The 23,043-nt window shown below is 61.8% G+C and carries 20 protein-coding genes; 7 read left to right on the top strand and 13 right to left on the bottom strand.

Annotation, left to right across the window (positions count from 1 at the left end):
- Positions 1-335 precede the first annotated feature (335 nt).
- On the top strand, positions 336-1,247 hold the full coding sequence (locus OEZ49_RS22105) for a DMT family transporter (RefSeq protein WP_263390322.1): 912 nt from the start codon (positions 336-338) through the stop codon (positions 1,245-1,247).
- On the opposite strand, the gene bhcD is transcribed toward OEZ49_RS22105, so the two are convergent.
- From bhcD to bhcA, 4 genes are read right to left on the bottom strand one after another with little or no spacing between them, the layout of a single operon-like run.
- Positions 1,242-2,216, bottom strand: a complete 975-nt coding sequence (gene bhcD / locus OEZ49_RS22100; protein ID WP_263390321.1) for an iminosuccinate reductase BhcD — start codon at positions 2,214-2,216, stop codon at positions 1,242-1,244. The genes OEZ49_RS22105 and bhcD overlap by 6 nt on opposite strands.
- 41 nt (positions 2,217-2,257) lie before the next feature.
- Positions 2,258-3,421, bottom strand: a complete 1,164-nt coding sequence (gene bhcC, locus OEZ49_RS22095; protein WP_263390320.1) for a 3-hydroxy-D-aspartate aldolase BhcC — start codon at positions 3,419-3,421, stop codon at positions 2,258-2,260.
- A gap of 13 nt (positions 3,422-3,434) precedes the next feature.
- Positions 3,435-4,409: a beta-hydroxyaspartate dehydratase BhcB gene (bhcB, locus tag OEZ49_RS22090; RefSeq protein WP_263390319.1), complete on the bottom strand. Its 975-nt coding sequence runs from the start codon at positions 4,407-4,409 to the stop codon at positions 3,435-3,437.
- Between the two features lie 11 nt (positions 4,410-4,420).
- On the bottom strand, positions 4,421-5,611 hold the full coding sequence (gene bhcA, locus OEZ49_RS22085; protein WP_263390318.1) for an L-aspartate--glyoxylate aminotransferase BhcA: 1,191 nt from the start codon (positions 5,609-5,611) through the stop codon (positions 4,421-4,423).
- 268 nt (positions 5,612-5,879) lie between these two features.
- On the opposite strand from bhcA, the gene OEZ49_RS22080 reads away from it, so the two are divergent.
- Positions 5,880-6,650, top strand: coding sequence for an IclR family transcriptional regulator (locus tag OEZ49_RS22080; protein ID WP_317853195.1), 771 nt, complete (start codon positions 5,880-5,882; stop codon positions 6,648-6,650).
- Here OEZ49_RS22080 and OEZ49_RS22075 read toward each other — a convergent pair.
- Entirely contained in the window at positions 6,636-7,259 is a 624-nt protein-coding gene (locus tag OEZ49_RS22075; RefSeq protein ID WP_263390316.1) for a hypothetical protein, read from the bottom strand. The two genes, OEZ49_RS22080 and OEZ49_RS22075, sit on opposite strands and share 15 nt — an antisense overlap.
- A gap of 192 nt (positions 7,260-7,451) precedes the next feature.
- On the opposite strand from OEZ49_RS22075, the gene OEZ49_RS22070 reads away from it, so the two are divergent.
- Positions 7,452-8,933, top strand: a complete 1,482-nt coding sequence (locus OEZ49_RS22070) for a caspase family protein (RefSeq protein WP_263390315.1) — start codon at positions 7,452-7,454, stop codon at positions 8,931-8,933.
- Here OEZ49_RS22070 and OEZ49_RS22065 read toward each other — a convergent pair whose 3' ends face one another.
- Together OEZ49_RS22065 and OEZ49_RS22060 are read right to left on the bottom strand one after the other, a co-directional pair.
- Entirely contained in the window at positions 8,934-9,494 is a 561-nt protein-coding gene (locus tag OEZ49_RS22065) for a DUF4202 domain-containing protein (RefSeq protein WP_263390314.1), read from the bottom strand. It abuts the gene before it with no gap.
- On the bottom strand, positions 9,491-10,216 hold the full coding sequence (locus tag OEZ49_RS22060) for a Crp/Fnr family transcriptional regulator (protein ID WP_263390313.1): 726 nt from the start codon (positions 10,214-10,216) through the stop codon (positions 9,491-9,493). Before OEZ49_RS22060 ends, OEZ49_RS22065 begins: the two co-directional genes overlap by 4 nt.
- A 161-nt stretch (positions 10,217-10,377) precedes the next feature.
- Between OEZ49_RS22060 and hemA the strand changes: the two genes are divergently transcribed.
- Entirely contained in the window at positions 10,378-11,601 is a 1,224-nt protein-coding gene (hemA, locus tag OEZ49_RS22055) for a 5-aminolevulinate synthase (protein WP_263390312.1), read from the top strand.
- Between the two features lie 3 nt (positions 11,602-11,604).
- Here hemA and OEZ49_RS22050 read toward each other — a convergent pair whose 3' ends face one another.
- A complete protein-coding gene (locus OEZ49_RS22050; protein ID WP_263390311.1) occupies positions 11,605-12,723 on the bottom strand; it encodes a THUMP domain-containing class I SAM-dependent RNA methyltransferase in 1,119 nt (372 codons plus the stop codon).
- Positions 12,724-12,847: 124 nt separating this feature from the next.
- Between OEZ49_RS22050 and OEZ49_RS22045 the strand changes: the two genes are divergently transcribed.
- Positions 12,848-13,309 (top strand): VOC family protein, encoded by a 462-nt coding sequence (locus OEZ49_RS22045; RefSeq protein ID WP_263390310.1) that lies wholly within the window; start codon positions 12,848-12,850, stop codon positions 13,307-13,309.
- Here OEZ49_RS22045 and OEZ49_RS22040 read toward each other — a convergent pair.
- From OEZ49_RS22040 to OEZ49_RS22030, 3 genes are all read right to left on the bottom strand, one after another.
- Positions 13,300-13,677, bottom strand: coding sequence for a 5-carboxymethyl-2-hydroxymuconate Delta-isomerase (locus tag OEZ49_RS22040; RefSeq protein WP_263390309.1), 378 nt, complete (start codon positions 13,675-13,677; stop codon positions 13,300-13,302). The genes OEZ49_RS22045 and OEZ49_RS22040 overlap by 10 nt on opposite strands.
- A gap of 150 nt (positions 13,678-13,827) precedes the next feature.
- Positions 13,828-16,218 carry a transketolase gene (locus OEZ49_RS22035; RefSeq protein WP_263390308.1) on the bottom strand — a complete coding sequence of 797 codons (2,391 nt, stop codon included), beginning with the start codon at positions 16,216-16,218 and terminating at the stop codon, positions 13,828-13,830.
- Between the two features lie 164 nt (positions 16,219-16,382).
- On the bottom strand, positions 16,383-17,585 hold the full coding sequence (locus OEZ49_RS22030; RefSeq protein ID WP_263390307.1) for a methionine gamma-lyase: 1,203 nt from the start codon (positions 17,583-17,585) through the stop codon (positions 16,383-16,385).
- A gap of 116 nt (positions 17,586-17,701) precedes the next feature.
- Here OEZ49_RS22030 and OEZ49_RS22025 point away from each other — a divergent pair, with 116 nt between their 5' ends.
- Positions 17,702-18,160 carry an Lrp/AsnC family transcriptional regulator gene (locus tag OEZ49_RS22025; protein ID WP_234140617.1) on the top strand — a complete coding sequence of 153 codons (459 nt, stop codon included), beginning with the start codon at positions 17,702-17,704 and terminating at the stop codon, positions 18,158-18,160.
- A gap of 186 nt (positions 18,161-18,346) precedes the next feature.
- Positions 18,347-19,843 (top strand): amidase family protein, encoded by a 1,497-nt coding sequence (locus tag OEZ49_RS22020; protein ID WP_263390306.1) that lies wholly within the window; start codon positions 18,347-18,349, stop codon positions 19,841-19,843.
- A 157-nt stretch (positions 19,844-20,000) separates the two neighbouring features.
- Here OEZ49_RS22020 and OEZ49_RS22015 read toward each other — a convergent pair whose 3' ends face one another.
- Together OEZ49_RS22015 and OEZ49_RS22010 are read right to left on the bottom strand one after the other, a co-directional pair.
- Positions 20,001-22,214 carry an NADP-dependent isocitrate dehydrogenase gene (locus tag OEZ49_RS22015; RefSeq protein WP_263390305.1) on the bottom strand — a complete coding sequence of 738 codons (2,214 nt, stop codon included), beginning with the start codon at positions 22,212-22,214 and terminating at the stop codon, positions 20,001-20,003.
- A gap of 576 nt (positions 22,215-22,790) precedes the next feature.
- Positions 22,791-23,043: alkyl sulfatase C-terminal domain-containing protein (locus OEZ49_RS22010; RefSeq protein ID WP_397545698.1), on the bottom strand; the 253-nt coding region annotated here is incomplete at its 5' end.

Below are 23,043 nucleotides of genomic sequence, written 5' to 3'. Positions count from 1 at the left end.
TCTGAACGCCATGACCCGCCCGGATCGACCACGTCAGGCGCTTACAGCCGCCTGAAAGCGTTGTTCAGGACGAACGAAGAAGCAGGATGCCAATCCAGACCGCGACCACGCGGGCGCTTGGCCTGATGCCGAATCGGTTCATCATGGACCGTTCTTGATCGGGAGCTTACAGGCAGCGGCGCCGGGCCCGATCCCATGCAGAATTCGAAACCCGTTTTGCAGACGCCAACAATCCAGGTTTTGGCCTTTTCAGCCAGCATCTCCGGCGCTATGCAACACCACATGATGCATCGGGAAAAAAGATCGTGACCGGACCCACTTCTGCGACACCCGGCATGGGATTGGCTTTTGCCGGGTTCGCAGTCTTTGCCACGCATGATGCCCTGATCAAGGCGCTCGGCGAGAGCTACTCTGTTTTCCAGATCATTTTCTTTGCGACGCTGTTTTCCTTTGTCCCTCTGACGGTTACGGTCCTGACGGATCGGAAGATCGACACGTTCCGCCCCAACAACCCCGGATTGGTCCTGTTTCGCTCTGCCCTGATGGTGACCTCGATGGCCACCGCATTCTATGCTTTTGCGACATTGCCTTTGACCGAGGTCTACTCGTTGCTCTTTACCTTTCCCTTGTTGGTCACGGCGCTGTCGGTGCCGCTGTTGGGCGAGAAGGTGCGCATGCAGCGTTGGGCCGCCGTTGCGGTGGGTCTGGTCGGCGTCCTGATCGTATTGAGGCCAGGAATGACCACTTTGTCGCTTGGGCATTTCGCGGCGCTCACCGCAGCAACGGCAAGTGCCCTGGCCACCATCCTTGTGCGCAAAATCGGTAACAGCGAACGTTCCGCGGTGTTGATCCTCTATCCGATGCTGGTCGGTGTCCTGATCATGGGGGCTTTGCAGCCGCTGGTCTATCGCCCACCGTCGCTGGCGCACCTGTCCATGATGGCACTGGTAGGGCTTCTTTCCGTATGCGCGCAACACCTGATCATTCAGGCATATCGGGCCGCGCCCGCCGCTGTGGTCGCACCCATCCAGTATTCCCAGATCCTGTGGGCCACCACATTCGGAATGATCTTCTTCGGGGAAACACCCGACCGTTGGGTGGCGGTCGGGGCATGTATCATCATCGCATCCGGCATGTTCGTGGTCTGGCGCGAAAGCCGGGCCAATGTGTCCGCCCGGTCGCCCGTGCTGAAAACCGCGAACCTGCGCCCCGACGCGGGCCCGTCACCCGCACCGAAGAGCCTATAGGGCAGCACGCCCGGCCAGACCGCGCTGCGAGGCAAGCTGTACGGCGACCGACGCGACCGCGAGGTCTTGCAGACCAACCCCTGTCCCATCGAACAGGGTGATATCCGCATCCTTGCCGCGACCCGGATGGTTGCCATTGATCACCGCGCCGATCGGTGTGACGTCATCCGCGCGGATAAGGCCCTGTGCCACTGCATGCTGTGCTTCCCCGATTGTAACGGACTGAGCGACCTCGTCGGTGAACACCGTAGCCTTGGCCAACAGGGCCGGATCAACTTCCATCTTTCCCTTTGTATCGGTTCCCATGCAGGCCAGATGTGTTCCCGGCCTGATCCAATCGGCCTGGAGCAGAGGTTCAAAGGCGGATGTGATCGTGATGATCACGTCCGCCTGCGCGCCAAGCTCCTGCGGGCTTACAGCTTCGAATTCCAGACCGAGTTCTTCAGCCACGGCTGCAAGACGCGGCAACATTTCCGGATGCGGGTTCCAGGCGACGACCTTTTCGAACGCGCGCTGAACGGCGGCCGCCCGCAATTGGAAAGTGGACTGATGCCCGGCGCCGACCATGCCCAGTACCCTGGCATCCTTGCGCGCCAGATAGGCAATGGAGACGGCCGAACTGGCCGCAGTCCGCACGGCGGTCAGATAGTTGCCGCCCACCAGCGCCGACAACTGCCCTGTATCCGGGTCAAACAGGAACACGGTCGACTGGTGGTTGGTCAGGCCGCGCTCGATGTTGCCCGGCCAGTACCCGCCCGATTTGACGCCCAGCACATGCCCGGCCCGGTCAAAACCGGACTTGAACCCGTACAAAGCCTCAGCATGCCCCAATGCCTCGCGGACCACGGGGAAGTTGCGCGCCTCGCCACGGTGCATGGCGGCAAAGACCGCTTCGACCGCGGCAAAGGCATCCGCCTGGCCGACAACCTGCTGACAGATGTCTTCGCCAACGATCAGAACCTCGTTCATCCTTCGTCCTTTCGAGTAAGTCTGGGCAACCGAAGATCGTCTCAATAAGCCTTGCCGCGCGCCGAAACGGGCCAGAGCGCCTCGACCTTGCCGTTGCGCACGCCGACATACCAGTCGTGAACATTGCAGGTCGGATCACAGTGACCGGGGACCAGTCGCAGCTTTTCGTTTACCTTGAGCACGCCGTTGGGGTCGCTGACCACGCCATGTTCGTCTGAACACTTGATGTATTCCACATCGTCACGACCAAAGACGACCGGCAGACCGCTATCGACCGACTGCGCCTTCAACCCCGCGTCGACAATCGCCTTGTCGGCCTTGGCATGGCTCATCACGCTGGTCAGGATGAACAGCGCGTTTTCCCATTCACCCCGGTCGATGCGCTTGCCGCTCTCGTCAAGAATACGGCCATAATCCGCGTCCATGAAGGCATATGAACCGCACTGAAGCTCGTTGAAGACGCCTGAGTTGCTCTCGAAATAGTAGCTTCCGGTGCCACCGCCGGACACAAGTTCAGCCTCCAACCCGGCCGCCTTCAATCCATCGAGGGCATCGCTAACCTGGGCAATGGCGATATCCAGCTTGGCCTTGCGGTCTGCGTAGCTGTCCATGTGCTGCATCGCACCCTGATAGGCCTGTATGCCGGTGAATTTCAGGCCCGGCGCGGCGTCAATTGCCTGCGCGATACGAACCACCTCCTCGGTCGTGGTCACGCCGCAACGGCCCGCGCCACAGTCGATCTCCACGAAACACTCCAGTTGCGTGCCGTGCTTCTGCGCGGCGGCCGAAAGGTCGGCCACATTATCGATGTCATCGATACAGACGATGGTGCGCGCGCCAGTCAGCGGGATGCGCGCCAGACGGTCGATCTTGAGCGGGTCGCGCACCTGGTTCGAGACCAGCACATCCTTGATCCCGCCGCGCGCAAACACCTCGGCCTCGGACACTTTCTGACAGCAGACGCCCACCGCGCCGCCGAGACGTTCCTGCAACTTGGCCACGTCCACCGACTTGTGCATCTTTCCGTGCACCCGGTGGCGCATGCCATGGGCGCGGGCATAGTCGCCCATCTTGACAATGTTCCGCTCCAACGCATCCAGATCGAGGATCAGGCAGGGCGTCTGAATTTCGTTTTCGTCCATGCCGATCGCGGCAGGGATATCGAAACCGACTTCGAGTTCGGCGAGATTGGTCATGTCCTTCATATCCTTGTCCTTCTCAGCCCTGGGTCCAGGGCAGACTGTCCAGATCGACGTTGCCGCCGGTGATGATGACTCCGACGCGTTTGCCACGGTAGACATCGGGGTTCTTTAGAATTGTCGCCATCGGAACGGCCGAAGACGGCTCCATCACCACCCGCAGGTATTTCCATGTCAGCTTCATCGCGGCGACGATCTCTTCTTCGCTGGCCGTGTGGATATCGGTCACGAAGTTGGAAACGAAATGCCAGGTATTCTCCTTCAGCGGCACCTTGAGCCCGTCAGCCACGGTTTCGGGCGCATCATCAGCGATGATATGACCCGCCTTGAAGCTGCGATAGGCATCATCGGCCTGTTCGGGCTCAGCGGCATAGATCGCGACTTCGGGTGTCAGGTTCGACAGGGTCAGGCAGGTGCCGGAAATCATCCCGCCACCTCCGATGGGGGCCACCACGGCATCGAGACCATCCGCCTGCTCCAACAGTTCCAGCGAACAGGTTCCCTGCCCCGCGATCACGCGCGGATCGTTGTAAGGGTGCACGAACTCACCGCCAGAGGTCTTCTGAACCTCGGCAAATACCGCCTCGCGGCTGCTGGTTGAAGGCTCGCATTCGGTGACGATACCGCCATACCGCCGCACCGCGTCCTTTTTCGCCTGCGGCGCGGTACGCGGCATGACCACGTTGCAGGGAATGCCACGCCGCCCGGCCGCATAGGACAGGGACAGCGCATGGTTGCCTGAACTGTGCGTGGCAACGCCGCGCCGGGCCGCGTCTTCGTTCAGACCAAACACCGCGTTGCAGGCCCCGCGCACCTTGAAGGCGCCAGCCTCTTGCAGGTTTTCGCATTTGAAGAACAGCTGAGCACCAGTCACTTCGTTTAGATAGTCAGAGTGCAGCACCGGCGTGCGCCGGATATGCGGCCGAATACGATCATGCGCGGCGCGCACATCCGCAATTGTCAGGTCGGCGGCCAGTGTCGTGGCATCAAGCATTCAGTTCTCCTTCATGCTGCGGATTTGGCCGCAGGGCGCGCAGGTTGCCGGAAGTACTCCTGCGCTGCCGCGACACCGCTGCCCAATCGGATCGGATAGTTCAGATCGGCCATCGCCATTTCGATCGTGGCCAACCCGCTCAGAACCATGACATCAGTCAGGCTCCCAAGGTGACCGATCCGGAAGGCGCGCCCGTTCATCTCGCCCAAACCGATTCCGAAACTGACGCCAAAGGCGTGAAACGCGTGATCGGTCAGCTTGTTGCTGTCGAACCCATCGGGCACATAGATCGCGCTGACGGTATCCGAATACAGATCGGGCGATTGCGCCACGAGGTTCAGGCCCCAGGCGGCAACCGCCCTCCTGACCCCTTCCGCCAGGCGATGGTGGCGGGCATAGACACTGTCCAGACCCTCCTCGAACAGCATGTTCAGGCTTTCCGACAGGCCATAGATCAGTTGCAGCGGCGGCGTGTACGGGAATCCGCCCTTTGCATTCGCCCCCATCATGTCACGAAAATCGAAGAAGGTTCGCGGCAGGCGCGCGGTCTCCATCGCCGCCAACGCCTTGGGGCTGACGCCCAGGATCGCCATTCCGGTGGTCAGCATGAAGCCCTTTTGCGAGCCGGACACCACGATATCGATGCCCCATTCATCCATGTGGAACGGGACGGATGCCAGTGAACTGACCGCGTCGACAAACAACAGCGCCGGGTGACCGGCCGCCTCCATCGCGCCACGCACGGAGGCAATGTTGCTGAGAACACCGGTTGCGGTCTCGTTATGGGTGACCAGCACCGCCTTGATCCGGTGATCCACGTCAGCGCGCAACGCCTCTTCGAACCGGTCGGCGGGTGCACCGGCGCCCCATGCGGTTTCGATGATCTCGACATCCAGCCCATGCCGCTGGCACAGGTCGATCCAACGGTGCGAGAACATGCCATAGCGGGCCACCAGAACCTTGTCGCCGGGACTGAGCGTATTGCTGATCGCGGCCTCCCAGCCACCTGTACCCGTGGAAGGAAAGGTGACGACATGCCCGTCGGTCGTGTTCAGGACTTTCTTGATCCCCTCAAGCACGGGCGCAAGCGTTTCAACAAAATCCGGCGCGCGGTGGTCACGGGTCTGCACCTGCATGGCGCGGCGCAACCTGTCCGGAATGTTTGTCGGGCCTGGAATGAAAACCGGGTTCTGATCTGACATAGCGGGGTCCTCCCTCTTTGCACAGAGAATGCGTGAAACCAGCCAAGCACACAATTTTTCTGAAAAATTTTTCCGCAATACTAATGAAAAACATTAAATGTTGTTTTTACAATGTTTTTCGTTTTTCATTGCTGCAATGAACAAGACAACAGAAAAACTTTTCTTGTCTAGAGTCGCCATGGAACAAGGCATGAGGCACGTAATGAACACAACCAAACGGGCGCGTGGTCGACCTAGATCGCCGTTTACGGAATCAGGCGGCGCAACCTTGCAGTCACTGGATCGCGCCTTGGGATTGCTGGCGACAGTTGCCCGGGTCGGGCGGGCGACATTGACAGATCTGGCACTGGCCCAGGGTCTGCCTCCGGCGACGGCACACCGTATCCTGACCACCCTGCAAAAACACGGTTTTGCCGATTTCGACCGCCATAGCCAGGAATGGCTTGTCGGGATCGAAGCCTATCGTACCGGGTCGGCCTATTTGCGTCGGGCGGGCCTGACCGAGATCGGTCAACCGATCCTGCGAGTGCTGATGGAACAAACCGGAGAGACGGCCAACCTTGCCGTACCGGATGGCACCGAAGTTGTTTCCATTGCCCAAGTCGAGACGGCCCATCCCATCCGGGCCTTCTTTCCCGCGGGAACACGCTCGCCCATGCACGCGTCGGGAACCGGCAAGGCTATTCTGGCGATGATGCCACCCGAAAGAGCGCGCGCCCTGTTGCAAAAGGCAGGACTGCCGGTGTTCACACCCAACACCCTGTCGACCCCCAAAGACCTGTTTGCTGATCTCGAGCGCACGCGCGCACGCGGCTGGTCTTATGAGGCCGACGAAAGGCACGATGGAATGTCCTGTGTCGGCGCCGCTATATTCGACGAAAACGGCCTTCCCTGCGCTGGCATCTCGATCTCTGGACCCAGTGGCCGCTTCAAATCCGTCAGCATAGAAAGGTTTGGTCAGGCAGTAGCTGACGCAGGATCGCAGATTACCCGCCTGACGGGCGGGACAGTCCCGGGCAGCCTGTTACAAGGACCTTAGAAGGATCGCACCGCTGTCCATCGCCTGGGCGATCCTTTGGAACTGGGCTCGCCGCAGATCCGAGTTTCCGGTCGATCGCAACAAGACGGTCTGCGCTTCGGCAATCGCATTTGCTGCCTGACGCGCCGTTGCCGATACGGCGGGTGCAGGAACCGGAGCGATCTTTCGCGTGGTGGTCTTTGGCTGGCTGCCCCTGCGGCTCAGTGTCTTGGCAGCGGCCTGGTCACCATGGCGTTTGACCAGACCGGACATGTTCTTGGCCGCACCCTCCAACGCAGCGCGCACTTCGGCATATTCTCCCGACTTGGGCAGCGCGTTCATGATCTGCCAGTATTCGTAGTTCATACAATCCAGGACAAATGCGCGATCGGCTTTCGACCGGCAAAAATCTGCGGCCGAGTTCAGGGCTTTGACGATCCGCCCGGTCGTGGCCGCGTTGACCGGGGTCCAGGCCGCTATGTTTGAAAGCGCGCTGTCCCTGGAAACGCCGCCACCACCATATGCCGATGAACCTTCGTTCGACTGGGCGACAGACCTGTCAGAGAGCACACCCCCCAGTGTCACCGACGCCAATATCAATACAGCCAAGCTAGTTCGCGGAATACGCATCACAGTTTCCTTACCATATTTGGTAACCAAGGGTTTCAGCGAAAGAAGTCATATCAATGCCGCGACAATACACCCGGTTCAGTGTCCGGGCAAACGGATCACAACCGGATTGATCGCCGGAATATCTGGACCGCTACCGGTCATAGTGCTTACTCTGATCGTACCAACTGTCGGGCCCCGGACAGGATTGCCATGCTTCGTCTCATTTTTGTTGTTCTTGCTTTACTTCTCGCCCGCCCGGCCCTGTCCGCCGAGAGGGTCGCGCTGGTCATTGGCATATCCGCGTACGAGGCGATTCCTCCGTTGAAGAACACTGTCAACGATGCGCGTGCAATCGCCCGGACTCTGGAGCGGATCGGCTTTGAGGTTTCACAACTGACCGATCCCGACAGGGCCACGATCCAGAAAGAGCTGGATCGCTTCTCGTTCCGGGCCGAGACGGCCGACCTTGCCCTGATTTACTTCGCCGGGCATGGTGTCGAGGTACAGGGAGAGAACTTTCTGATTGCCGCCGACGCCCGGGTCGCCAGCAATCAGGACATCCAGAACCAATCCGTGTCGCTCAAGGATTTCCTGAACACCGTGGACCGCGCACGCAAGATGCGCATCGTCATTCTGGACAGTTGCCGGGACAATCCGTTCGGTGACAGTCTGGCACCGGCGGGCACGACCACAGGCGGCCACAATGATACGGCCGCCCGTGGCATCGGCCAGGGCTTGGCCGAACCTTCGCCCGAACGCGGCACCCTGGTCGCCTTTGCCGCAAAGGATGGCAAGGTGGCATTGGACGGCGCCGGAGAGAACAGCCCCTTTGCGCTGGCCCTGATGGACAAGATTGACAAGCCGGGGCTCGAAATCTCACTGATGTTCCGGCAGGTACGGGACGAGGTTCTGCGCCTGACCAACAACATGCAAGAGCCTCACACTTATGGCTCTCTGTCGGGCATTCCATTTTTCCTCGCTGGCGGTGCGCCGGAAACCAGCGCGACAGACCGGGAACAACTGGCTTGGTCCGCGCTGCGACCCGATGACGAGGCTCAGTTCCGGCACCTCGCCGCCGAGGGGGACACCCGGTCGCTCTTGGGTCTGGCGTTCATGCATCTGAATCCGAACGAAGACCGGTTCGACCCGGTCGAGGCCGCACGGCTGCTGGCGCAAGCCGCAGACGCTGGATCGCCCGAAGCCCAATACGAACTAGCCATCCAGTACGAGACCGGACGTGGCGTTCCGCAGGATCAGGCCCGCGCGCTGGAATTTTACCGACAATCCGCGAGCCAGGACTTTCCGGACGCCATCAATGATCTTGGCTTTTTCTACTATCACGGCATGCTGGGTCTGCCCCGTGACCCGAAACGCGCGCTTGAGCATTTTGAACGCGCCGCAGACCTGCGGCACCCGCAGGCGATGTACAATTTCGCCGCCCTGATCGACGATGGTCTGATCAAGGGCAAAGGCCCCCGCGAAGCGGCCCGGTATCTGTATCAGGCGCTCAGGGCCGGTAATACCGAAGTGCTCAAGGTTCTGACGGAACACCCCGATTCATTGAAACCCGAAACCCGGCGCGAACTGCAAGCAGAGCTGCGGCGCTTCGATCTCTATCAGGGAACAATCGACGGCCAGTTTGGGCCGGGCACAAAACGTGGGTTGCGCCGGGCCTATGGGCTTGAAGGGTGATTACTGGAAAGCAGCGGCCAGTTCGGCGGGCAAATCGAAGTCCTGCAAGACCCGTGCGCGCGCATCAGCAGACATCTTGCGCGCGGTCTTGACCACGATATCCAGCACTTTCTCGGGGCTGTGTTTCGCGGCAAAGGGGGTGAAGTACCACTTGAGGAACACAAAACAGATCACATCCTCAAGCGCCTGAACCTGCGGGTCGCGCTTGATGCCCTCCTTACGCAGCATTCGCCCGGCAATCTCGATATCCTCGGGACCGTATCCCGCGTCCTGCATCAGGGACGAGACCACCTCGGCATGGTGCACCGCCTGCGCCCGTCGCCACGCAAGGTACCCCGCACGGCCCTCGGGATACGACGAGCGGGCGAGTTTCCAGCGTTCCACATGCTGTCCGCGTGCGGCGATGCGCAGCGGTTCCGACGCTTCGGGAAAAAGACGGTCCAGCTCCGCGCTCATCCGCTCGCCATAAAGAAGCGCCTCGGGACGGCCCTCGTCCATACGCGGATCGGCGCTGTTGGCGGCGTCGATGGCCGCAAGAACCGTTTGCAGTTGGTCTGTCATCCCTTGCTCCAGCTTTCTGCCGGATCGCTTTCGGCATAGTCGCGCAACTGCGCAATGTCCGAGATCTCGGCGTGGTTGCGTTTCACCGTGACGCCAGCATCCTTGAGCCGGGCAAAGGCACGACTGAGGCTTTCAGGCTTCATACCCAAACGACCGGCAATCAGCATCTTGTCATAAGGCAAAGTCACCTCGCAGGCGCCATCACTACAGTCGCACAGGTTCAGCAGGAACTCGGCCACCCGCTGTGCGCCGGTCTGTGCCTTGAGCTGTTCGAGCTGCGCCACCAAAGAATGCAAATGACCAAAGGTCGAGGCGAGAATCGAAATGCAGATTTCGGGATCACGCCGCATCAGGGACAGAAACACCGAACTGGGGATATGCATCACCTCACATGTGGTGACCGCCTCAGCCGAAACCGGATAGGGCATGTTCTTTAGCGCAACGGCCTCGCCAAAACTTTCGCCGCGTGTGAAAACGCTCACCACCGCCTCGGCACCGGTGGGCGTCATCCGGAACAGCTTGACCCAGCCATCGATCACGACATGGATCGCTTGGGCCTTTTCCTCTTGCAGGAACAGGGTCTCACCACGCTCATAGCTGCGCCAGACCGCCTGGCCCAACAGGATATCGACATGATGATCGGGCAAGGACCGGATCAGCAGCGAATTTCTGGCGATTGATTTTTGCCGTTCATGCGCCACGCCGGCGTCTCCTGTCCCCATGTCTTGTTCTTAGGCCTCAGCCTAGGGCAAATGCCGCGCCGGTGCATCTGCCTTTTCTGATCCCCCCCGTCAATCCCGATGTCCACTTGACCATAGTCATGTCGCCCGGCCCGGCAGTTTCCTAACGTCAGAGCAAAGCCAAGACACCGGGAGCGCACACCATGGAGTACGAGCAATTCTTTCGCGACAGCCTTGCGAAGCTGAAAGACGAGGGCAATTACCGTGTTTTCATTGATCTCGAGCGGCGGAAGGGCAATTTTCCAGCCGCGCAGCAGACCGATGGAGAGACCCGGCGGGACGTGCGCATCTGGTGCTCTAACGATTACTTGGGAATGGGCCAACACCCTGCGGTTCTGGGCGCGATGCATGACGCGCTGGACCGCTGCGGAGCGGGGGCCGGGGGCACTCGGAACATATCCGGCACCACTCACGACCATGTGCTGCTTGAAGAGGAACTTGCCGATTTGCATGTCAAGGAAGCAGCGCTGGTGTTCACATCCGGATATGTGTCGAACTGGGCGGCCCTCGGTACCCTCGCTTCGAAAATCCCAGGCATGATTGTGTTCTCAGACGCGCTCAACCATGCCTCGATGATCGAAGGCATCCGCCATTCGCGCGCCGATCGGGTGATTTGGAAGCATAACGATCTGGCCGATCTAGAGGCGAAACTTGCGGCTGCCGATCCGAAGGCACCCAAGATGATCGCCTTTGAATCGGTCTACTCGATGGATGGCGATATCGCGCCGATCCGCGAGATCTGCGATCTGGCGGATAAATACGGTGCGATGACCTATCTGGATGAGGTGCATGCGGTCGGTCTCTATGGTCCGCGGGGCGGCGGCATCGCTGAACGCCAGGGGCTGATGGACCGGCTGACGGTGATCGAAGGCACACTGGGCAAGGCGTTTGGCGTGGTCGGCGGCTACATCGCGGCCTCGGCAGCACTCTGCGATTTTGTGCGCAGCTTTGCCAGCGGCTTCATCTTTACCACCGCGCTGCCTCCGGCGGTGGCGGCGGGGGCCGCCGCCTCGATCCGGCATCTGAAAGCGTCGCAGGTCGAGCGCGCGGCGCAGCAGGCGCGGGTGGCCGAGGTGCGGGCGCGGCTGGACGCGGCGGGTATTCCGCATCTGCCCAACCCCAGCCATATCATCCCGGTGATGGTGGGCGATCCGATCAAATGCAAGTTTATCTCGGATACCCTGCTGGAAGAGTTCGGCATCTATATCCAGCCGATCAACTACCCCACAGTGCCCAAGGGAACCGAGCGGTTGCGCATCACCCCGTCACCGGTCCACAGCGACGCCGATGTCGCGCACCTGGTTCAGGCGCTGTCCACCCTGTGGCAGCGGTGCCAGATGGCGCGGGTACCGATGGCAGCGCAATAGGGATCAGCGCAGAGCGGGGGTCTGGTAAAGCCGGACCTTGATACCGCCGTGATCGACCACCGGACCGGGTGCCTTGAACGGCAGCCGGGTGGAACGGGCAAGGCTCATCTCTGACGTGATCAATCCCACGCGCCAGCCCGAAAAGCGTTCCATCAGAACCTTGCCCAGACTGCCATAAAGCGATCGCAGCCGCGCCTGATCGCCGATCCGCGCGCCATAGGGCGGGTTGACGATGACCAGACCCGGCCGCCCCTCGGGCGGGCGGATATCGCTGACCGGGCGCTGGTGAAAATCACAGAATTCCGCCACGCCTGCGCGGGCCGCATTGGCGCCGCTTGCCTCGATTGCCCCCGCGTTGCGGTCCGAGCCGCAATAGCGGCTTTCGGGCTTGCCGCTCTCGCCTGCGCCTACGCGCATCTCCTGCCATTGGGCGGCATTGAACCCCGCCAGTTGTTCAAAGGCAAAGCTGCGTGACCGGCCCGGCGACAGCCCCGCCGCCCATTCCGCCGCCTCGATCACAAAGGAGCCGGACCCGCACATAGGGTCGAGCACCGGTTCGATCCCGTCGAACCCGCATTGGCGCAGAAACAGCGACGCCATGGTCTCGCGCATGGGCGCCTTGCCCACTGCTTCCTTGTGACCGCGCTTGTGCAGCGCCTCGCCCGAAGTGTCGATGGAAAAGGTGCAGAAATCCCGTTCGATTCGCAGCATCAGGCGAATATCGGCCTCATCCGAGATGGGGGCACCCAATTCCTCGGCAAGGGCGCGTTCGATGCGTTGCTTGGCGGCGCCTGCGTGATAGATCTTGGACTTGCGGCTGACCGCTTCGACCCGAACAGGCACATCCGCGCGCAGGAAATCGCCCCAGGCGAACTTGCGCGCCCGCTTGTCGAGCTGCGCCAGATGCACCGCCGGAAAGCCGCCGATCCGCACCAGAACCCTGCCCGCGCCACGCAGCACAAGATTGGCGCGCATGACCTCGGACCAGGGACCGCGCGTCTCGACCCCGCCCGGTACGACGCGCGGTTCCGCAAAGCGGCACGCGGCGGCCTCTTCGGCCAACGGCTGCTCCAACCCCGGCGGTGCGATCAGGAAAATGTCATAGTCTTGCGTCTTGTCCATCCCCGGCAATTACAGCGGATCGGGCAGCGGGGCTAGGGCAATCTCTGCAATCGAAAAAGTGCTTGACCTCAACCGGGGTTGAGCCCGCAGGCTGGTGACGATGACCGCAAATCGAGAAAGAGACATGACCAGTTTTCCCCAGATCGACGCTGTGTACGAAACCCACCTGCCGGTGCGCGACCTTGATCGCGCAGTCGAGTTTTACCACGATACATTGGGGTTGGAGCTTGCCTATCGGCAAGAGGCGCGCGGCATGGCATTCTTCTGGATTGGTGGCCAGCAGACCGGGATGCTGGGCCTGTGGCAAGCGGGCAGCGCTCCGATGCGCATGGTGTTGCATATGGCGTTCCGGCTGGGGCAAGAGGCTGTTCTCGCTGTCCCCGCCGAACTGAAGGCCAAAGGCGCAGAGCCGCTGGGCTTTGAGGGGGAACCTGTCCGCGAACCGGTGGTTATCGGCTGGATGCCCGCGCTCACCGTCTATTGCAAGGATCCCGACGGGCATTCCATCGAGTTTCTCTGCCCCCTGCCCGATGCGCCTGACCCTGACTTTGGCATCGGCCCCTGGTCACGCTGGCTTCAAAGGTGATCGCGGATCGAGCCGGTCTTGGGCGACAGATCCGGATCGATATCGCGCATTTCCAGCGACAGGGCCAACGAGCGCTGTGCCATAACCGGGGCGACAAAAACGCGGACCGCCTCGAAAACTTCGGCGGCGGCGGCCTGTTTCACCTCGGGCGCCCGGCCCGCGCGCAGGAGGATCGAGATGTCGATGAACCCGTGTTTGGGATCGCCATCGGCAATCGCCCAATGATCGGCACGAAAGGCGCGCACCCGGATGCCTGCCATGGGAAAGGTGTCGATCCCCGCCGCCGTGGCACGGATCAGCTCGCAGAGCGCGCCGATGTCCAGCGCATCCTCAAGGTTGCCGGAATACTCGACGATAAAATGCGGCATAGCCTCCTCCTGACGCAGACCATGGGCGGGGCAGTGACACAGAATTTCAAGTGAAATCCTGTGAGCAGGGATTTCTTTAAATCCCTGCCCCCTTGACCCGCGCCGGAACACATAACAGGTTAACCACTCTCCGGCAGTCGGATGCAAGCCCTATCCAACCAGCCGCGCCGGTTGCCCCGGGCGACCGGCGGTCAGCCCCTCGATCCGCTCGACAATCGCGCCCGCGTCGATGCCGAAATGGCGGTAGAGATCCCCGATGGTACCGGTCTGGCCGAAATGCTCCACTCCCAGCGGAATGGTCCGGTGCCCCGTGACCGAGCCCAGCCAGCCCAGCGTTGCCGGATGCCCGTCGATCACAGTGACCAGCTGACAGTGCGGCGGCAGTTCGCCCATCAGCCGCTCGATATGCGACAGCGCCGCCGGGTTGCCGCGCGCCCGCGCCCGTTGTGCGGCGGTCCAGCCCGCGTTCAGCCGGTCGGCCGAGGTCACCGCCAGCACGCCGACATCGCGCCGCGCCTCGCCCAGCAGACCGGCGGCGCGAATCGCCTCGGGAGCCACCGCGCCCTGATAGGCGATCACCACCTCGGCATTGGGGCCCGGCTTGCGCAACCAATAGGCGCCGTCGATTGCACCCTGGCGGAAGGCATCGTCCACCCGCTTGCCCGGCTGTTCGATCGGATTGGTCGAGAGCCTGAGATAGACGCTGCCCCCGGTCTCGTCGCGCAGCCATGTGCGCTCATCCGGGTCGCCCTCGCCATCGCGTTGCAGATAGTCGAAGGCCCATTCCATGATCACCGCCAACTCGTCGGCGAATGCGGGTTCGAACGCCGCCAACCCGTCCTGGCTCATCCCGATGAGCGGCGAGCCGATGGATTGATGCGCCCCCCCTTCGGGGGCCAGCGTCACGCCCGATGGCGTACCCACCAGCAAAAACCGCGCATCCTGGTAACAGGCATAGTTCAGCGCATCGAGGCCGCGCGCCACAAAGGGGTCATAGACCGTGCCCACCGGGATCAGCCGCTTGCCGAACAGCGAATGGCTCAACCCCGCCGCGCCCAACAGCAGCATCAGGTTCATCTCGGCGATGCCCAGCTCGATATGCTGGCCCTTGGGTGTGAATTCCCATTTCGCGGTTGAGGGGATCTTGTGCTCGATAAAGGCATCGGCCTGATCCTTGCGGGCAAACAGCTTGCGCCGGTTCACCCAGGGACCAAGGTTGGTGGTGCCGGTCACATCGGGCGAGGTGGTGACGATGCGCGCCGCCAGTTCGCTGTCACCCTTGCTGAGATCGTCCAGCACCTTGCCAAAGGCGGCCTGGGTCGAGATCTCGCGGTCGCTCGCAATCTCGATCCCCGGCACGGCAAGGCGCGCATCGGAAAACCGCCGCCGCCCCTTGGCGAAAAACGGCACCCCGTCCAGAAACGCGCGCAGCGCGGCCGGGTCGGCAACCGTGGCCAGCGGCTCCCATTCCTGCCCCTCGGCCACACCCATATGGGCCTGCCAAGCGGCGAACTGGGTCTTGTTCATCAGCCCGCCATGATTGTCCTTGTGGCCCGCGATGGGCGTGCCCCAGCCCTTGACCGTATAGGCCAGGAAACAGGTGGGGCGGTCATGGTCGATTGCGGCAAAAGTCTCGGCCATGGTGGCCACGCAATTGCCGCCCAAGTTTTCCATCAGCTCGGCCAGCTCGTCATCGCTGCGCCGGTCAAGCAGCGCCGAGACCGGGCCTTGGTCGCCCAGATCCTCCATCAGCCGCTTGCGCCAGACCGCACCGCCCATGAAGGTCAGCGCCGAAAATTGCTGGTTCGGACAAGCGTCGATCCAGTCGCGCAGGGCATCTCCGCCCGGCTCCAGAAACGCGGCCCGTTGCAGGGCGCCGTATTTGATCCGAACAACGTCCCAGCCAAAGGCGTCGAAAATCTTCTCGACCCGCTCGAACAGACCTTCGCGCACGATCCCGTCCAGCGACTGGCGATTATAGTCGATGATCCACCAGCAATTGCGCAAGTCGCTCTTCCACCCCTCTTGCAGGGTTTCATAAACGTTGCCCTCGTCCAGTTCGGCATCGCCCACCAGCGCCACCATCCGGCCCATGGGCGCGCCCTGCCCCCAGTCCTTGGCGGCGATATAGTCCTGTACCAGCGCGGCAAAGGCGGTAACGGCCACGCCCAAACCCACCGAGCCGGTGGAGAAATCGACGTCATCCACATCCTTGGTGCGGCTGGGATAGGATTGCACCCCGCCATAGCCCCGGAAATTCTCCATCCGCGCGCGATCCAGATTGCCCATCAGATACTGAATGGCATGAAACACCGGGCTGGCATGGGGTTTCACCGCCACCCGGTCCTCGGGGCGCAGCGCGCTGAAATAGAGCGCGGTCATGATCGACACCATCGAGGCCGACGAGGCCTGATGCCCGCCGATCTTGATCCCGTCCACCTTGGGGCGGATGTGATTGGCGTGATGGATCATCCAATGCGACAGCCACAGGATGCGCTGTTCGATGGTCTTGAGGTGGCTAAGGTCCTGCGGCGTGCTCATCGGCGCTCTCCTTCTTTGAGGGATCAAACCCGTCCGGCGAAGTCTAACATGTACTTGCCCCGGTCGCGCAGGGATTCAAGGGCGGGATTGCCCCGCGCCTGGCTCCGGACAGGCAATTTGTGGGCCGCGCGCCACTCCCCAGAAGCGCGTGGCTGCCACCGCCCTCAGGCGGCGGCCTGAACTTCGGTCGCGTCCAGCGACTGCGCCAGATCGGCCAAGATATCCTCGACTTCTTCCAGACCCACAGATAGCCGGACCAGCCCGTCGCTGATGCCGTGTTCGGCACGTTCCTCGGGGGTATAGGTGGAATGGGTCATCGAGGCCGGATGCTGGATCAGCGTCTCGGCATCGCCCAGTGACACCGCCCGCGCGATCATGTTGAGCCGGTTCATCATTGCACGACCCGCATCCATCCCGCCGTTGAGTTCAAACGCGATCATCGCGCCGGGCTGGGTCATCTGCCGGTTCGCCAACTCGTGCTGCGAGAAAGACGCCAGACCGGGGAAATACACCTCGCCCACCGCCGGATGCGCGGCCAGCCACTCGGCCACCACCTGGGCTGAGGCGCAATGCCGGTCCATCCGCAGCGCCAGCGTTTTCAGCCCGCGCAGGATCAGCATCGCGTTGAACGGCGCCATGACGGCCCCGGTCATGTCCTTCATGCCGTACAGGCGGATCTCGCTGATCTGCTCTGCACCGCCCACCACAAGGCCCGCCACCACATCGCCATGGCCGCCCAGATACTTGGTGGCCGAATGCAGCACGATATCGGCGCCCATCTCGATGGGCCGGGTCAGGTAAGGCGTGGCATAGGTATTGTCGATCACGACCGAGGCACCGGCAGCGTGTGCAATCTCGCTTACCGCCGCGATATCGACCAGCCGCATGTTCGGGTTGGCGGGCGTCTCGAAATAGACCGCGCGCGTCTTGTCGCTGATCGCGGTTTTCAGGTTCTCTGGATCGGTCAGGTCCACATGGGTGATGGTCACTCCCCATTTCGCCAGCCCGTGCCGCATATAGGAAAAGGTGCAGCCATACAGCGTCTTGTCCACGATCACCTCATCCCCCGGCGACAGCAGGGTCCACAGAACGGCAGTGATCGCGCCCATCCCCGAGGATAGCGCCAGCCCCGCCTCGGCCCCTTCGAGCGTGGCGATACGCTGCTCCAGCAGATCGAGCGTCGGGTTCGAGATGCGCGAATAGATATGCCCCTGACGCTCGCCCGCGAACATCTCCCCCCCGGCCTCGGCAGTCTCGAACGCAAAGGTCGAGGTCAGATGCAGGGGCGGCGTCAGCGCGCCCTCGTGATCGAGCGGGTCATAGGCGTGGTGGATGGCGCGGCTGGCAAAGCCCTTGGCATGGGTCATGGCGGGATCTCCTGATCTGGTGTTGCGGTCAGGATAGCCAAGCCAAACAGCGATGAGATTGCTATTTCTGCCAATTTGATATTTAATATTGGCAGTTTCTGCCAAGAAAGACGAAAATGGACAGCAAAGATCGCCAGATCATCCGCGCCCTGCAACAGGACGGACGCATGACCAACCAGGACCTGGCCGAAAAGGTGAGTCTCTCACCCTCGCCCTGCCTGCGCCGCCTGCGCAATCTTGAAAAAAGCGGCGCCATCCGGGGGTTTGCCGTCGACGTGGATCCGGCCGCCTATGGGTTGCCGATCACCGTCTTTGTCCGCATCCGGCTGGAACGCCACAATCAGGAGGACGTGCAGCGGTTCGAAACCCGCGTGCGCCAGATCGACGAAGTGCTGGAATGCCACATCATGACCGGCGCGATGGATTACCAGCTGCGGGTGGTGGTGTCGGGGCTGGATGCCTATGAGCAGTTCATCCGCACCCGCATCCACCCCATCGGCGGCATTGCCTCGATAGATACCAGTTTCGTCTACAGCACGGTGAAGAAAACCGCCGTGTTCCCGCGTTTGGGATAGGGTGCCCCCGGGGGACTTGAGGCCGCGAAACGCGATGAACGATCATCGCGACCGCAGCCATCACCGTGTGACCGGCACGGGGGGCGTCGTGTCTCATGGCGTCACCGGCAGTTTTACTGTTGGGTCCGAGGACCCTTTCATACGGCGCTGCTCTGCCGCACCGGGTTTTGTTTTCAGGAGGCAACCATGATTTCGCGACGACATTTCCTCGGTTCAACCGCGGCAGCGCTGGCGGTGCCCCTGTCGAGCGCGCGTGTTGCCGCAGCACAGGGCGACCTCCGAAACCTGATGATGCGGACTGACGGGTTGGGCCTTGCCCAGATGGTCAAGGCCGGAGAGGTGTCGCCCCTCGAACTTGCCGAGACCGCCATCAACGCAGCGCTCGCGCTCGACGGCAATTTGAACGCGCTCACCACACCGATGTACGAGCAAGCTCTGGCCAGGGCCGCAGTGATGCGCCCTCAGGGCCCATTCGCTGGCGTGCCCTTTGCGGTAAAGGACAATTTGGACGTCGCGGGCCAGTACACCACCCATGGCTCACGCGTCTATCAGGACAACTACCAGCACTATTCCGCCCCGCTGGCCTTGGCCCAGGAGGCGGCCGGGTTCAACCTGATCGGCAAGACCAACATGCCCGAAGTCGGCGCCATTCCAACGACCGAGGGGCAATTATTGGAACCCTGCTGCAACCCCTGGAACCTTGATCATTCCACCGGAGGGTCAAGCGGCGGGTCGGCCGCCGTGGTGGCCGCGGGCATTGTACCAGTCGCGCATGCCAGCGATGGCGGCGGGTCGATCCGTATTCCTGCCGCCAGCTGCGGCGTCTTCGGCCTGAAGCCCAGCCGCCGCAGGATGGTCTGGGGGTCGAGCGATCAGACCACCTATGCCGTCGACAACTGCGTCAGCCGTTCGGTGCGCGACAGTGCCATGCTGTTCGCACTGGGACAGGACCGCTCGCCGACGGCACCCTTTGCACCGCTTCCCTTTGTGTCCGGCCCATCGAGCAACCGGCTGACCATCGGTTTCGATCTGAGGAACTATTACGGCAACCTGCCGGACCCGGACGTGCAGCGCGCAATCGAACAGATGGCACAGCTATGCGCGGATCTGGGCCATACGGTGATCGAAACCACCAATCCCGTCGATGACGAGTTCGAACTGCGGTTCAACCAGATCTTCGGGTTCCGCATGGTGGGGCTTGCCGATGCCGCCACTGCAAAGGCCGGGCGCCCGCCCTCGGAAACAGGCCTCCTCGATACATTCGTGATGCAATGGGCCGAGGCCGCGCGACAGTTCACACCCGAAGACGTGGCGGCGGCAAACGCCTATATGCAGAAACTCGGCTCCGACTATCAGGCCTGGCTGTCTGGCATGGATGTCTTTTTGTCGCCGGTGCTGATGGGAACAGCGCCACGGCTGGGAACACTCTATGATCCCGGCAAATCGTTCGAAGAGATGTTCGGCCGCATAACCAACTATGCCTCGTTCACGGCAGTCCAGAACGCCATCGGATTGCCGGGAATGTCCGTACCCGCCGGGTTGGGCAGCGATGGTCTGCCAATCGGCAGCCATTTCGTGGCGCCTGCCGGACGCGAGGATATCCTGTTCGCGCTGGCCTACGAGCTCGAACAGGCCAAACCGTGGTGGGACAGCTGGGCGCCAATGTCGCTGACCCGTCTGTAACGGTCTGAGCCAGACGGGCGGCGATGAACGGGCTTCCGAGCAAAAGCATGCCGGACGACCGAGGGATCTACATACGCCTGTGCGTACCCTTTACATGAGACGTGAAAAAAGGGCGCGAGTGGTTCCCTCGCGCCCTTCATCTATTATCGCGTCAGACTCAGCCGATGATCGCGTTCAGCGTAGCCGAGGGCCGCATGATCCCCGCCTTCTTCTCGGCCGAGGGCTTGTAATAGCCGCCGATATCGGCGGATTTACCCTGGGCTGCGGCCAGCTCGGTCAGGATCGCCTGTTCGCCATCAGCCAGCGCCTTGGCCAGCGGGGCGAATTCGGCGGCCAGATCGGCATCGTCGGATTGCGCTGCCAGCGCCTCGGCCCAATAGCGGGCGAACCAGTAGTGGCTGTCGCGGTTGTCGGGCTGTCCCACCTTGCGGCTGGGGCTGCGGTTGAAATCCAGAATGCCCTGGGTCGCCGCCTCGGCGGCCCGGCCCAGCACACCGGCCTTGGCATTGCCCCGGCTGTCGGCGAGGAAGTTCAGGCTTTCCCCCAGTGCGCAGAATTCACCCATCGAATCCCAGCGCAGGTGGTTTTCCTCGACCAGTTGCTGCACGTGCTTCGGGGCCGAACCCCCGGCGCCGGTCTCGAACAACCCGCCGCCCTGCATCAGCTTGACGATGGACAGCATCTTGGCCGAGGTGCCCAGCTCCAGGATCGGGAACAGGTCGGTCAGATAGTCACGCAGCACGTTGCCGGTGATGGCGATCGAGTCCTTGCCTGCGGTGATGGTCTCAAGGCTCTGCCGGGTTGCTTCACGCGGGGCCAGGATCTGGAACTTGTCGGCCACGCCCGCCGCTTCGAGCACCGGTTTGACATAGGCGATCAGCTGCGCGTCATGGGCACGGTTTGCGTCCAGCCAGAAGATCGCCTCGGACCCGGTCAGGCGCTGACGGTCCATCGCCAACTGGATCCAGTTCTCGATGGGCGCTTTCTTGACGGTGCAGGCACGCCAGATATCCCCCGCCTCGACCGAATGCGAATGCAGCACTTCGCCATTGGCCAGTACGATACGGATGGTGCCATCTGCCTGCGCCTCGAACGTGGTCGGGTGCGATCCGTATTCTTCGGCCTTCTGCGCCATCAGACCAACGTTGGCCACCGAACCGGCGGTGGTCACATCCAGCGCGCCGTTGGCTTTGAAGAAGTTGATGGTTTCGTCATAGACGGTCGCATAGCACCGGTCGGGGATCACGCAATTGGTGTCGCCCTTGGCGCCGGTCTCGTCCCAGCCCTTGCCGCCCGCGCGGATCACGGCGGGCATCGAGGCGTCGATGATCACGTCAGACGGCACATGCAGGTTGGTGATGCCACGGTCCGAGTCAACCATGTACATGGCCGGACGATCCGCCTTGACCGCCTCGATGGCGGCCAGAATCTCGGCGTGGCCCTTGACCCGCTCCATCAGGTCGCCCAGACCGGAATTCGGGTTCACCCCCAGCGCCGCCATGCGGTCACCGAATTTCTCGAACACCGGCGCCAGCCAGGCCTTGACCGCGTGACCAAAGATGATCGGGTCCGAAACCTTCATCATCGTCGCCTTCATATGCAGCGAGAACATGGTGCCGTCGGCCTTGGTGTCCTCGATGGCATCGGCCAGGAAGGCGCCAAGCGCCTTGACCGACATAAAGGTCGCATCGGCAACGGTGCCCTCGTCCAACTGCCAGTTCTTTTTCAGCTCGCTCACGCTGCCATCGGCGCCGATGAACTCGATCCGCGCCTTGCCCGCCTGCGCGGCGGTGATGGTGGCCGATTTCTCATTGGCATAGAAATCGTTGCCCGGCATCGAGCTGACCTTGGTTTTTGAGGTCGAGACCCATTCCCCCATCGAATGCGGGTTCTTCTGCGCATAGCTCTTGACCGCCTTGGCTGCGCGCCGGTCCGAGTTGCCCTCGCGCAGGACCGGGTTCACCGCCGAGCCCTTGATCGCGTCATAGCGCGCGCGGATTTCCTTTTCCGCGTCGCTTGCGGGCGCCTCGGGATAGGACGGGATGTCATAGCCCTGGCCCTGCAATTCCTCGATCGCGGCCACCAACTGCGGCACCGAGGCCGAGATGTTGGGCAGCTTGATCACATTGGCGGTGGGCGTCTTCACCAGCTCGCCCAGGGCGGCCAGATCGTCGGACTGGCGCTGATCGGCGGTCAGGTTTTCCGGGAAGGTGGCGATGATGCGGCCCGCCAGCGAGATATCGGGGGTTCCAACGGTGATATCCGCCGCCGAAACGAACTTGCGGATGATCGGCAGGAACGAGGCGCTGGCCAGCTCCGGCGCTTCGTCTACAATGGTATACAATATGTCGGAGTTCATTTTATCAGCCATATTCTCTTACCTTTTCTAGCCTTTCCTGGGGCGTGCGATCCGAGAGTGTGTTGCCACATCCATTGCGGCGCGGGGGAATCGGGCCATGGGTCCGACACCGGTTACTCTGATTTGACAGGCTCCCCATACATGGGCGCGCGCCGCGTTTCAATCGAGGGAGACTGCGCATTTTGCCCCAGTCTGCGCAAGTCCGCGTGCGTGGGGGAGCGGGGGCGTCAGATCAGCCCATATTCATATGCGCAAAATCAGGGTATTTTGCGCATATGTCAGGCAACAGGATTTGACAGGTGTACCAGACCTGAAAGCCCGGCACGATAAGCTGGATGACAGCTGAGCGGACGATGCGGACCTCAGGGCGAATGGCTCTAAGGAGCGTAACCGACCCTTTCCTGCCGTTCGGCTAATTGTTCCGATGCTGCACAGCAGTTTGTCGAAGCCAAAATTCGCAGGCTTGCGGAACGACGCTGCCCATGGAGGCCTTCCGCGCGGACGAAGTGGTTACTCAAATCGCACTATTTTCAAGAGGGGCAGGTATTGGGGCAAGGTGCCGGTCAGAACCTTGCCCCGCAGTTTCGGTCACTCTGCGATAGTGGCACCCGGAACTGCGTCGTAGGCATTGGACTGCGCAACCTCGTGCCGAATGGCAGTGCCTGGCAGGATCTCAAACAGCGGGTCGAAATCAACCATGGTCGAGGCGAGCTGCGCAAGAACTGTGGGGTCACCTTCAATCTTGGCGATGCCATCGGCGATCTGCTGCTCTAGGGTCTGTTGAGATTCAGGATTCCCATCTGGTCTAGGTTCTGATTCAAACTCCCAAAAGGGAGGTCTG

This window comes from Ruegeria marisflavi (assembly GCF_025673445.1).
GTDB classification, from domain to species: Bacteria; Pseudomonadota; Alphaproteobacteria; order Rhodobacterales; family Rhodobacteraceae; genus Ruegeria_B; species Ruegeria_B marisflavi.
This window is presented reverse-complemented; position numbering and strand designations above follow the sequence as displayed.

Excerpts from the sequence above, each read along its gene's own strand:
- bhcB (WP_263390319.1), bottom strand. The coding sequence starts at position 4,409 with ATGCTTGATGCCACGACACTGGCCGCCGACCTGACAATTGCGGATGTG.
- OEZ49_RS22035 (WP_263390308.1), bottom strand. The coding sequence starts at position 16,218 with ATGAGCACGCCGCAGGACCTTAGCCACCTCAAGACCATCGAACAGCGC.
- OEZ49_RS22060 (WP_263390313.1), bottom strand. The coding sequence starts at position 10,216 with ATGGGGACAGGAGACGCCGGCGTGGCGCATGAACGGCAAAAATCAATC.
- OEZ49_RS22045 (WP_263390310.1), top strand. The coding sequence starts at position 12,848 with ATGACCAGTTTTCCCCAGATCGACGCTGTGTACGAAACCCACCTGCCG.
- OEZ49_RS22070 (WP_263390315.1), top strand. The coding sequence starts at position 7,452 with ATGCTTCGTCTCATTTTTGTTGTTCTTGCTTTACTTCTCGCCCGCCCG.
- OEZ49_RS22040 (WP_263390309.1), bottom strand. The coding sequence starts at position 13,677 with ATGCCGCATTTTATCGTCGAGTATTCCGGCAACCTTGAGGATGCGCTG.
- OEZ49_RS22015 (WP_263390305.1), bottom strand. The coding sequence starts at position 22,214 with ATGGCTGATAAAATGAACTCCGACATATTGTATACCATTGTAGACGAA.
- OEZ49_RS22020 (WP_263390306.1), top strand. The coding sequence starts at position 18,347 with ATGATTTCGCGACGACATTTCCTCGGTTCAACCGCGGCAGCGCTGGCG.
- OEZ49_RS22025 (WP_234140617.1), top strand. The coding sequence starts at position 17,702 with ATGGACAGCAAAGATCGCCAGATCATCCGCGCCCTGCAACAGGACGGA.
- bhcA (WP_263390318.1), bottom strand. The coding sequence starts at position 5,611 with ATGTCAGATCAGAACCCGGTTTTCATTCCAGGCCCGACAAACATTCCG.
- bhcC (WP_263390320.1), bottom strand. The coding sequence starts at position 3,421 with ATGAAGGACATGACCAATCTCGCCGAACTCGAAGTCGGTTTCGATATC.
- OEZ49_RS22050 (WP_263390311.1), bottom strand. The coding sequence starts at position 12,723 with ATGGACAAGACGCAAGACTATGACATTTTCCTGATCGCACCGCCGGGG.
- OEZ49_RS22030 (WP_263390307.1), bottom strand. The coding sequence starts at position 17,585 with ATGACCCATGCCAAGGGCTTTGCCAGCCGCGCCATCCACCACGCCTAT.
- OEZ49_RS22105 (WP_263390322.1), top strand. The coding sequence starts at position 336 with ATGGGATTGGCTTTTGCCGGGTTCGCAGTCTTTGCCACGCATGATGCC.
- hemA (WP_263390312.1), top strand. The coding sequence starts at position 10,378 with ATGGAGTACGAGCAATTCTTTCGCGACAGCCTTGCGAAGCTGAAAGAC.
- bhcD (WP_263390321.1), bottom strand. The coding sequence starts at position 2,216 with ATGAACGAGGTTCTGATCGTTGGCGAAGACATCTGTCAGCAGGTTGTC.
- OEZ49_RS22065 (WP_263390314.1), bottom strand. The coding sequence starts at position 9,494 with ATGACAGACCAACTGCAAACGGTTCTTGCGGCCATCGACGCCGCCAAC.
- OEZ49_RS22075 (WP_263390316.1), bottom strand. The coding sequence starts at position 7,259 with ATGCGTATTCCGCGAACTAGCTTGGCTGTATTGATATTGGCGTCGGTG.